At 66.3% G+C, this 10553-nt stretch carries 11 protein-coding genes; 8 read left to right on the top strand and 3 right to left on the bottom strand.

Features of this window, described 5'->3' with window-relative positions; translation table 11 throughout:
* The coding region (locus tag ACI944_RS07225; protein WP_411718380.1) for a hypothetical protein at window positions 1–1313 on the top strand (1313 nt) is incomplete at its 5' end.
* A 97-nt stretch (window positions 1314–1410) separates the two neighbouring features.
* Window positions 1411–1974, top strand: a complete 564-nt coding sequence (locus ACI944_RS07220; RefSeq protein WP_411718379.1) for a hypothetical protein — start codon at window positions 1411–1413, stop codon at window positions 1972–1974.
* On the opposite strand, the gene ACI944_RS07215 is transcribed toward ACI944_RS07220, so the two are convergent.
* On the bottom strand, window positions 1956–2675 hold the full coding sequence (locus tag ACI944_RS07215; RefSeq protein ID WP_411718378.1) for an HAD family hydrolase: 720 nt from the start codon (window positions 2673–2675) through the stop codon (window positions 1956–1958). The two genes, ACI944_RS07220 and ACI944_RS07215, sit on opposite strands and share 19 nt — an antisense overlap.
* A 173-nt stretch (window positions 2676–2848) precedes the next feature.
* Window positions 2849–5200, bottom strand: coding sequence for a DUF2298 domain-containing protein (locus ACI944_RS07210; RefSeq protein WP_411718377.1), 2352 nt, complete (start codon window positions 5198–5200; stop codon window positions 2849–2851).
* Window positions 5201–5321: 121 nt separating this feature from the next.
* On the opposite strand from ACI944_RS07210, the gene ACI944_RS07205 reads away from it, so the two are divergent.
* The 4 genes from ACI944_RS07205 to ACI944_RS07190 all read left to right on the top strand — a co-directional run bounded on the left by ACI944_RS07205 (window position 5322) and on the right by ACI944_RS07190 (window position 7324).
* Window positions 5322–5480 (top strand): hypothetical protein, encoded by a 159-nt coding sequence (locus tag ACI944_RS07205; RefSeq protein ID WP_170964419.1) that lies wholly within the window; start codon window positions 5322–5324, stop codon window positions 5478–5480.
* 141 nt (window positions 5481–5621) lie between these two features.
* Window positions 5622–5900 carry a signal recognition particle subunit SRP19 gene (srp19, locus tag ACI944_RS07200; RefSeq protein WP_411718376.1) on the top strand — a complete coding sequence of 93 codons (279 nt, stop codon included), beginning with the start codon at window positions 5622–5624 and terminating at the stop codon, window positions 5898–5900.
* Window positions 5897–6124, top strand: a complete 228-nt coding sequence (locus tag ACI944_RS07195; protein WP_411718375.1) for an H/ACA ribonucleoprotein complex subunit GAR1 — start codon at window positions 5897–5899, stop codon at window positions 6122–6124. Before srp19 ends, ACI944_RS07195 begins: the two co-directional genes overlap by 4 nt.
* Window positions 6125–6223: 99 nt before the next feature.
* On the top strand, window positions 6224–7324 hold the full coding sequence (locus ACI944_RS07190; RefSeq protein ID WP_411718374.1) for a presenilin family intramembrane aspartyl protease PSH: 1101 nt from the start codon (window positions 6224–6226) through the stop codon (window positions 7322–7324).
* A 161-nt stretch (window positions 7325–7485) separates the two neighbouring features.
* On the opposite strand, the gene ACI944_RS07185 is transcribed toward ACI944_RS07190, so the two are convergent.
* Window positions 7486–8484 carry an ornithine cyclodeaminase family protein gene (locus ACI944_RS07185; protein ID WP_411718373.1) on the bottom strand — a complete coding sequence of 333 codons (999 nt, stop codon included), beginning with the start codon at window positions 8482–8484 and terminating at the stop codon, window positions 7486–7488.
* 117 nt (window positions 8485–8601) lie between these two features.
* Between ACI944_RS07185 and ACI944_RS07180 the strand changes: the two genes are divergently transcribed.
* Window positions 8602–9906 carry an OFA family MFS transporter gene (locus ACI944_RS07180; RefSeq protein ID WP_411718372.1) on the top strand — a complete coding sequence of 435 codons (1305 nt, stop codon included), beginning with the start codon at window positions 8602–8604 and terminating at the stop codon, window positions 9904–9906.
* A gap of 67 nt (window positions 9907–9973) precedes the next feature.
* Window positions 9974–10387, top strand: a complete 414-nt coding sequence (locus ACI944_RS07175; RefSeq protein WP_411718371.1) for a DUF3054 domain-containing protein — start codon at window positions 9974–9976, stop codon at window positions 10385–10387.
* Window positions 10388–10553 lie beyond the last annotated feature (166 nt).

Below are 10553 nucleotides of genomic sequence, written 5' to 3'. Positions count from 1 at the left end.
GAGGAGGATCAGTCGTGAGTGAGCAGCCGATCGAGACCGTTCCGACGCGGTGTGGCTGTGCCGGGAAGACGCCGCTCGATCGGGTTGTCCGGCCGGCGATCGCCGAAATCCGACGAAACGTTCCCGGTGTTGCGGTCGTCGACGGATTGGAGGCTGGACTGCTCCCGAAGACAGCCGGAATCGAGCGCTCGGTCGCCGACGGACACGGAGGCGGCGAAGGGACGGCGAGGGACTTCGTCGCCGCGGCGTTCGTCGGCCCGGAACGCGGTTCCGACAGCGAAGCGTTCCGGGCGGTGCTTTCTGAGACCTACCGGCGGTGGGCGGGGAGATCGGGAGGAGCTACGATCCGAAAGGGCCACTCGATCCAACTTGAGACGAACTCGAAACCGACAGTCTGGGGCGAGATGTTCCGGTCGACCGGACGACAGCAGGACGGCTACCGGGCGGTTAACGTCGACGTGATTCACGCGCTTCCCGGCCTCGATCCGGTCACGCAAGCGGCCGTCGCTACCGCACACGCGCTCAACGACTGCTACACGCAGGGCGCAGCGGCCGATCGCGATATCCGCCCGATCGTCGGCCACCCGGAGGGATCGGGACCCGATACGGATCGCGTTCGTCGGTGGTACGTGGAGGCGACCGGATCGGGGGCCACCGTCCGCGAACCATCCATCATCACCCACGATGGCCGAGGGTGGCAGTTCGGCGCCGCTGCCCTCGCGGCGACCGAGCGCGTACCGCCGATTCATACGGGACGGATCGATGCGGGCGATGCGGTGTTGCTCCATCGGCCGTTGGGATCGCTTGCGCTGTATGCGGGCAGCGTCGATGGCGAGCAGCCCCTCAAAACGGGCGCTCGTAAACGAGCACTCGACGCGCTTGCAGCTGATCACGTGGCGACCGCGCGTGCGATCGAAGCATCGTGTCCTCGCCCCGGCGAACGCTTCGATCCGGGGCGGCATCTGAAGTGGGCTGGGGATGTCTCAGGGCCCGGAATCGAGGGGCTCGCCGAGATAACGACGGCAGCGGACTGTGGCCTCTCACTCGAAGCGTTGCCGCTGCTCGATCAACAGGGACTCGATGCCGTCCGTCGGCGATGGGTTGTCCCCGACGTTACTGTTGAGACGAACGGTCCGATCGCAGCAGTCGGGACGGTCGACGCACTCGATCGGTTCGAGCGCCGGCTCACAGGGTGTCCCTCCGCCGACCCGACCCGCATCGGCACAGTTACCGACACCCCCGGCGAGTTCCGGTGGGCTGATGTGACACATGCCGAACGGCATCTCGAAGCCATCGGGAGCAACCCACCGTGACTGACATGCAGCACCCATCAACCCAGCCGGTACCGATACGCTACATACCGGAGTCAGATGTGATAGTGTCCAGACACACCGCGAGGAGCAAGCGATCATGACCGAGCGGATAGCCCACGTTCACGGGCGATTCCAGCCGTTTCACGACGAGCACCTCGAATACGTCCGGTGGGCCGCCACGACCCATCCGGGCGACCGCCTCATAATCGGGATCACGAACGCCGACACCGCCCACACGGCGCGAACCGAGGCTGACCCGGAGCGACATCACCCTCGGAACAACCCGTTTACGTACTACGAGCGCCAGCGAATGATCCACGCGACGCTCGGCGGCACCGACACCGAGTTGGGCTGTGCGGTGTCGATCGTTCCGTTCCCGGTCAACCGGCCGGAGCTCTGGGACGCCTACGCCCCCACAGACGTAGTCCACTACGTCAACGTCCTCGAAGAGTGGCACGAGCACAAAATCGAGCGGCTTCGAGAACACGGGCGGACTGTCCGAAGCAAACGGGGAACGCGAACGATAAGCGGCACCGAGATTCGCACAGCGATGGCCCACGGCGAGCCGTGGGCGGATCGCGTTCCCGATCCGGTCGCGACGGACATCCGCGAGCACGGACTGGTCGATCGGGTTCGAGGCCTCTACGCTGAGGACGAGTAGTCCCGCTCGCGGACGTGACCGAGAATCGCACGACGAACGGCTTCGATAGACGGACACACGGGAATTCCGTCGGGAAGCCACTCGGGAGGCGCTCGTTTTCCGGTGTCGAGGAAGATCGGAGCGAGCCCTGCGGCGCGTGCGCCCTCGACATCGGGACGCGAATCGCCGACGTGGATAGACCTCGACATCGTTGCCCCGGCCCGCTCGAAAGCAATACTGAATAGCTCTGGATCGGGCTTTCGAACGCCACAGCACCCAGCAACGGCCATCGTGTCAACGTACGAAACAAGCCCTGTCCGTCGGATTTTTTGCCACTGGAGGTCGGCCGGGCCGTTCGTGACGACGAGGATTCGATGCGCTTCGGAGAGGTCCGTCAAAAGCCCCGGCGCGCCATCGACCGGAACCAACTGATCGAGTCGCCGCTGTCGGTATGTGTCCGCGAACGCTTCGACCGTCGAGTTGGAGACAGATGCCCCAACGGCATCGAAGGCGTGGCTGAACGCAACTCGACGGATTGGTCCATCGGGGGCGCGGTTGGGCAATCGTGCATCGAGTGCCTCGCGAAAGGCGGTGCGATACCTCTCCACGGAGGGCAGCGGAACCGGTGTGTCGAGTTCGGCACGAACGTGCTCGAACGAGCGTTCCCGTGGTTCCGAGCACGTGACGAGTGTGCCGTCAAGATCGAAGCTTACCACGGACATTAGTGGATGTTTGCGGCGTCGAGTCATGAGTGTTTCTCGGCGACGAACAATCGCTAGCGGTGTGAGTGGGCACTCTATCGCGCATCGTCAGTCTCGTATTCTTAGGAGTCCACCGGCTTCAGTTGGCCTCGTCATTGAAACCACGATATGTGGCTTCGTCGTGTTTATGCGTCCTATTTGTCGCCCTCAACCCGATAGATCGTCACCGCTTCGTTCTCGAAGGCAACACCGAACGCTGGCCGGTCGAAGGAGCGCAACGACTCGCCGTAGCGGTCGCGCTCACCCGGCCCGACGTACACGTACCTGACGTCGTAGCGTTCGAGATGTTCGGCGGCGACCGGCCACTCGCCCGTATATACGTCGTCGACGTAGGAGACGCGGCGCTCGTAGGCGTCGGGGCTACGGTACTCCTCTTGATGATCCCACCCGATGACCGTCGGCAGGCCGGTGAACGTCGAGGCGGGGCTGGTAAACCGATACGAGGGCCCAGGGGCCTCGACGATCGTCGGCGCCCCAGGGCGGTCGTCGAGCCAGCGGATGGCCTCGGCCTGCTCCGGCCGGGCGGTCTCGATCGCCTCATGCCCGTCGAGCGTGAGATCGAGATCGCCCGCGGCGACCTCCGGGCCAAGCTCCTGTCCGGCGACCATGGCTGGGAAGACGAGCGTCGAAGCCAAGATGAGACAGACAAAGACGGCGGCGAGCGACGATCGGATGGCGGCGGACCGATCCGGCGCTGCCGATCCGCCGACGGGCGAATCGCCCTCCGTTCGATACGCGGCGAGACGCTCCGTGGCGCGAGAGAGGACGATCGCCGCGGCGGCGCCCGCGCCAGCCGCGCCCAGCGTCCACCCTTGGACGGCGACTTTCAGCGCCGTGTTCCACCGGGGGGGATCGATCCGCGGGAGTCGGGCGTGGACCACCTCAAGGGCGAGCAACAGCCCGAGGCCGGCGATGGCCAACACGACGGCAAAATCACCTCGCTCCGTTCTGACGAGAAACCACCCGGCGAGCAACAGCGGAACCGTGACGAGGAACACGCCCAGATCGAATCGGAGCGCCGCCACCACCGCGACCGGGAGACAGATCGCCGCGAGCACGAGATAGCGGCGATCAACGCCTGTGACTGTGGGCCATCCGAGCGTCGCCACGTAGATCGCGACCATCGCCAGCAGGCCGCCGTAGATGACCAGAAACGGCCCAAGCGGGCTCCGGGGCGGGAAGAAGCCGATCCCCTCGTTGCTCGGGACGTGACCGAACACGAGAAACGGCGACGCGACGGCGACGCCGATCGCGAGGACGATCGCCCCCACAATCCCCGCGGCCACCAGCCGTCCGATTTCCGATCCGAGTCGGCCGACACGCCCACCTCCGTCGTCAGTTGTTCCCCGAAGCGGCGCGGCCACCCGGTCGGGGAGCAGCGTCACGGGGTGGGGGTCGGCAGCGCCGACGGCGAGCACCGCCAACCCACCGACCGTCGGGAGTGACCAGGTGTTCATAAACCCGAAGACACCGGCGATCACGCCCAGTCCGAGAATCGCCGCGACCCGGCGACGGCGATCCTCGAGTGGCATCCGGTAGTAGGCGTAGGCCACCGCGGCGGCGAACAGCACGTACCCCGTCGAGAGCGCGTGGCCGTGGAGGTCGCCCTTCGTGAAGGAGTACATCGGGACCTCCTGGATCGTCCCCCCGACCACGTAGCGGGTGTACCACCACATCCAGGCACCGGGGTCGGAGAGGTCGGCGATGGCGGTTCCCAACTCCCCCTCATAGAAGCGCTGTGCCACGAATCCGAAGGCGGCCCGACCGACGGGATCGGCGATCGGCTCCGGAAGCGACGGTGTCAGGAGACGGACCGGCGTCGTCGTGGCCCCGCCGAGGGCGACGAACGCAACCCCAAGAATGCCTCCGAGGCGGGAGGAGTGCCCGCGCCGTGCGACGATTGCGCCGGAGAGCCCGTAGGCCACGACGACCAACACGCCGTAGAACGCGGCGATGCCGAGGTTGAATCCGTACCGCAGTTCTGTCCCGGTGATCATCGAGACACTCGCCACTTGCAGTTGGGTGCCGTAGTAGTACCGCAGTGATTCGCCGGCATACCAGACGTCCGGCGGCGGAAGGCTCCCGGCGCGTTCCAGCGCGTTCACCAACCCGAAGTGGAGGAACTGCTCGCCGCCGGCCGGCGTGATCCCGGGGGCGGATGCGCGCAGGAGGGCGAGATACAGGAATCCAATGGCGAAGACGCCGTACGTCGCCGCCACCGCACGCCACTCGGGGCGGCCCCCCCGTCTGTAGGCAAGCGATGCACCCACCGCGACGACGACGAGCGCAAGCGCGATCGTGTGGCGGCCGAACGTGAGTTGGCCGACCCAGAACACGATGACTGCAAAGGGAATCAACGCGGCGGGGATGGCGAATGCGGCACCTCTCTGCGGTAACTCACGAAAGAGAGCCGCGGAGATAGGGGCGCCGATCGTAGCGACCAACGCGAAGAATAGGAGGTACGCGACGATGGGGAGGTACTCCACATCGTTCGGTGGGCCACGGCGCCTCATAAACGCTTTCGACTCCGATTCGTCGGCTCCAAAAGGACGTAATTTTCGGGCGTCAGGGGAAAGATATTTAAAAGTCTCTTCGAGAGTCTACGGTATGCCACATTGCCGCAACTGCGATGCGTTCGTTACCGACAATTATGTACGCGTGTTCGCCCCGCAGGGAATGTCGACCGTCCGGGTCTGCCCCAACTGCGAGGACAAACTCCGCGACGGAGCGGAGGTCCGCGAGGCGCGCTCGACGCGGCAGAACTGATCGGCGCTTCGCTTTCGTTTCTCATTTTTCGGGCTCGTTCCACGCCTGTTCGTTAGATAGCATCGCTCCGACGAGCATTCCGGAGGTCCGACGCGAGCGCGGACCGGCCGGTTTTTATTTCGCCGCCGCCCAGCCCCGGACATGGTCGAAAACGTCATCTGGCCCGCCTATCTCGACGCGGAGTGCTCCCGGAGCGAGGGGCGACGGGTCGCAGAGGATCTCGCAGTCCCCGCCCCGACCGTTGACGAGATCGCGAGCGCGGTCCAGCAGGTCGGCTACGACGCCGTCATCGAGCGGGAGCAGACGTACCCCCGTGAGTACGAACCACGCGGCCGGGTCGTCGTCAAGGACGCCGACGACGCGTCAAAGTCGGACCTGCTGGGGGCGGTCGCCGCGTACGTCGCCGCCCTCCGCGAATGAAACGTGTCGGCGAGGTCGTCCGGACCGCCCAAGGGCTCGCGATCCTCCGGTGCTCGGACGACACGCACCCGGATATCGGGACCGACGTCGTCGATTCGGAGCTTGACTCGGTCGGCCGGGTCGTCGACGTGTTCGGGCCGGTCGAGCGCCCGTACCTGGCCGTCTCGCCCGTCGACAGCGTCGCGCTGCCGACGCTACTCGGCGAGAAGCTCTACGCACGGTAGCGAGCGGGGGTCGCGTCGCCGTCGCTGTACTTCCCTCCCCGCGGTCGCCTCCCAGCCCGGAACCGCAATACCCAAACAACCGGGCGGGAACGGTACGGTATGAAGCGGGCCGCCGCCGCCGTCGTCGCCACGCTCTCGCTCTTCGTGCTCGTCCAACTCGGTTCGCTCGCGTTGGTCCAGCCGTTCATGGACGCCGGCTACCAGACCGTCGAGGACCCCTCGGACCCGACGAACAGCCTGCTGTATCTCGGTGCCATCCTCGTCGCCACGATAGTGATGCTAGCGGCGATGCGCTTCGGCGTCGACCGATTGCTACAGGGGCTCATCCTCTTTGCGGCGGTGTTCCTCTCGTTTTACGTATTCACCGTCGTGCTCCCGCCGGTCGTCACCGTTGCCGGGTTTAATCTCGCGGCGGTCGTCGCCGCGTTCGCGCTCGGGGGCGGGCTGTTGGCGCACCCCGAGTGGTACGTGATCGACACAGCCGGGATCGTGATGGGCGCCGGCGCCGCCGGACTGTTCGGGATCAGCTTCGGCCTCCTGCCCGCGATCGTCTTGCTCGTCGTGCTCGCGGCGTACGACGCGATCTCCGTCTACGGAACCGAACACATGCTCACGCTCGCCTCGGGCGTGATGGACCTCCGTCTCCCCGTCGTGCTCGTGATCCCGCTGACGCTGTCGTACTCTTTTCTCGAGGACAGCGGGCCGGAGACGCTCGACAGCGACCGGGATGACGACGCGGCCGACACGGAGGGGGCGATAGATGGCGAGGACAGCGACACGGGCGGGGCGACAGACACCGACACGGGGGATGACGCCCCCGCCCCCGACGTTGCGGACCCCGAGGAGTCCGCAGACGCCGAAGGCGCCTCCGACGCCGAGGGGCCCCTCGAACGGGACGCCTTCTTTATTGGCCTCGGCGACGCAGTCATCCCGACGATCCTCGTCGCCTCGGCCGCGTTCTTTAGACCCGGGGGCGCACCATTGTTAGATATCCCCGGCCTCGCGGTCACTCTCCCGGCGCTCGGCGCGATGGTCGGGACGCTCGTCGGGTTGGTCGTCCTGTTGATGATGGTGATGAAGGGCCGCGCACACGCCGGGTTGCCGCTGCTCAACGGCGGCGCGATCGCCGGGTATCTCCTCGGAGCGGTGCTCGCCGGCGTCGCGCTGGTCGAGGCGATCGGGGTCGCCCCCTACGTATAACTATACGGGTTGATCGGTAGTTATACACCGCTCTCGGGACACCCCGACTCGCGCCCGCGATTTGATCTGTGGGCGGCGGGCTAGATAAATAGAGACGGCAACGGGTTAGTTGTCCACATCTGCCCGCAGCTGTTTATAAATGGTTCCCGGTTCGACTTATACTACTCTCCGGTTAGCGCCTCGCTCGCCGGGGCGAACTTGATCACCTCGCCGAGGCCCTCCGCTTTCGCCCGCTCGTACAGCATCCACGCCGCGGCGACGGTCTCAACTCCCGTCCCGCCGCTGTCGAAGACGGTGACCTCGTCGGGCGAGGTTCGGCCGGGACGGTGGCCGGCGACGACTTCGCCGAGTTCGGCGTGGATGTGGTCGCCGCCGACGGCCCCAGCTTCGCGGGCCGCGAGGAACGACCCGGCGTCCTGGGACGCGCGCTCGCGGAGGTCGGGGACGTACGTCGCGCGCGAGATGGTCGCCGCGTCGAGTTCCCGCTTGCCGCGGTCGTACTGGCCCATCGCGGTGACGTGAACCCCGTCCGGAAGGGCAGCGTTTCGAACCACAGGGTTCGTCGCCTTCGTTGCCGTGATGACGACATCGGCGTCGTTGACGGCGGCTGCGGCGCTTTCGGCCGCGGTCACGTCGGCCGACAGTCGTTCATCGAACTCGGCAGCAAAGGCGCGTCTGTGCTCCGCCGTCGGCGAGAACACGCGAACCTCGTCGAACGCCCGAACTGTCGCCGTCGCCTTGAGTTGCCCTCTGGCCTGTGCGCCCGAACCGATCACGGCACACCGCCGGGCGTCCTCGCGGGCCAACTCGTCGACGCCGACCGCGCCCGTCGCGCCCGTCTTGAACGGGTTCATCGACGCGCCGTCCAAGAGCGCGAGCAGTTCCCCCGAGTCGGCGTCGAAAAGCGGGAGCGCAAAGTGGGCGTCGCGGTCGCCGAACCCGGCGGCGTAGGTGTACCCGCCCATCGCGCCGACTTCGGGCAGGATCGCAAGGTAACCGGTACACATCCCCGGCGGGTCCGAGGAGACGAGTTTGGTCCGGGGTTCGGCCGTGCCATCGTTACCGTGGCTCTCGTACCCGGCTCTAACCGCCGAAACGTAGTCGGACGGCGTCGCCAGCCGCGAGAGTTCGTCGCTTCGCAGGAACAGAACGTCCGTCATATTCGGCGTTGATCCGCGGGTGGCATAACCGCTGTGGCTCCTGAACGGAACGCTCCGAAGGGCTGGCTGAAGCCGAAGCCAGGTACTTTAATCCCCCCGCGGAAGAAGCCGCGGTCGATGGACAAAGCGTCCCCAACGGACGACGGGGCCGGTATCGATTACGCCGAGCGGGCGAAGGCGATCCTCGGCTTCTCGCGGTGGTGGCAGATCGCCGCCGCTGCGGGGATGATGGCGGCGGTCAGCCCCTATCAGTACGTCTGGTCGTCGATCGAGGGGCCGTTGGCGGAGAGCCTCGACATCGCGTTACCCGCCCTCGGGGCCGTGTTCTCATTTTATGTCGTGTTTCAGTCGCTCTCACAGCTACCGGCAGGCTGGTGGCGCGATCGTCGCGGGCCCCGCAACCTCACGTATCTCGCAGCCGTCCTCGCCGGCGGGGGCTACATCGGCCTCGCGTACGCGACGAGCGTGTGGCAGCTATACCTCCTTTACTCGCTCGGGGCGATCGGTGTCGGGATCATCTACACCGTTGCGGTCAACACCGCGATCAAGTGGTTTCCGGATCGGACGGGGCTCACGACAGGAATCGGGACGATGGCATTCGCCGGCGGCAGCGCGCTTCTCGTGCCGTACGTCCGGGCCAACGCCACCGCCGCCGCCTACGCCGACGTGCTCCGAAACGTCGGGTTAGGCATCCTCGTCGTTCTGCTAATCGGGGCTGTTCTATTAAAAGACCCGCCGGAGGAGTGGCTCGATCGCGAGGACGACGCCGACACCAACGGAAACGACCTGGCCGCCTCGCTCCGCGGGCGGGCCTACACTACCCGCGAGATGCTGCAGACATGGCAGTTCTGGTTGCTGTATGGGATGTTCATCGCGACCGCCGGCGCGGACCTCATCGTCGTCGCGAACGTCGTCCGGTTCGCCGAACATCTCGGCCTCGAAGCAGTCGTCGCCACCGCGGCCGCCACCCTCCTGCCGGTCGCGGCGGGCGTCTCGCGGATGATCCTCGGTGAGGTCTCCGACCGGTTCGATCGGGTGCGCGTGATGGCCATCTCCTTCGTGCTTGCCGGGCTCTTTCGGTTCGGACTCGTCGGCGCGGGAACAGCCGACGCCCCGGTCGCCTTCGTCGGGATGGTGCTCGGCGCGATGTTCTTCTCCTCGCCACTGTACGTTTACTTCCCGGCCATCGTCGCCGACTACTACGGTGCAGAACACTCCTCAAGTAACTACGCCGTCATCTACTCCGCGAAGGTCGGCGGCGGTGTCTTCGCCGGAACGGTGACTGGATTCTTGGTCGCATCGTTCGGCTGGGTGCCGACGTTCGCTCTCGGTGGCACGCTCGCGTTCGCGGCCGGCCTCGCGGCACTCGTCCTCAGGCCGCCGACCGGGGCTGACCTCGAGGCCGCGACGCCCGGGTCGTGATCGGGCATCACCGCGGGCCGGTGGTCGAATCCGCAAGGATTTGAACCCCCGCCGTCGAACCTCCGGTATGGCAGACCAGTCGTTCCTCGAACAGCGCCTCGACGCGAGCACCTGGCCCATCGCGGTCGGTGACGTCGCGGTCCTGTTGGCGTTTCTCCTCGCCGGGACACTCCAGCACTCGACCGTCGAACAGTTGTCGGCCGACCCGGGCATCTACCTCATTGCTGCCGGGCCGTTCGTCCTCGGGTGGCTCCTGTGTGCGCCGCTCGTCGGCGCGTACTCCCCGGGCGGAGGGTCGGCACCCAACTCCTCGATCCCGCTCGCGATCCGTTCGTGGATTCCATCGGCCGCCGTGGGGATGGCGATCCGTGTCGTCGCGCTCCCCGGACGCGGCGCCGAGGCGACGTTTGTTGTTGTCATGCTCGTCGGCGGGACCGTCACCCTGTCACTCTGGCGGTTCCTCTATTTCAAACTGCGGTAGATACTCTCGCTTCCGTCTACCGGTCGACCGGCGGCTTCACGCCCGCGACCGTCGTCTCGAAACCGTACTCGATCGGTCGCACGCTGAGGCCGGTCGACGCGATCGCGGACTCAAGCTCCGAGACGGTATAAAACGTCGAGTCGAATCTGACGAGCCGTTCGGCCTG

This window comes from Natronomonas sp., assembly GCF_046710025.1.
Classification (GTDB): domain Archaea; phylum Halobacteriota; class Halobacteria; order Halobacteriales; family Haloarculaceae; genus Natronomonas.
The sequence above is the reverse complement of the archived record's forward strand: the minus strand, read 5'-3'. Positions and strand labels throughout refer to the sequence as shown.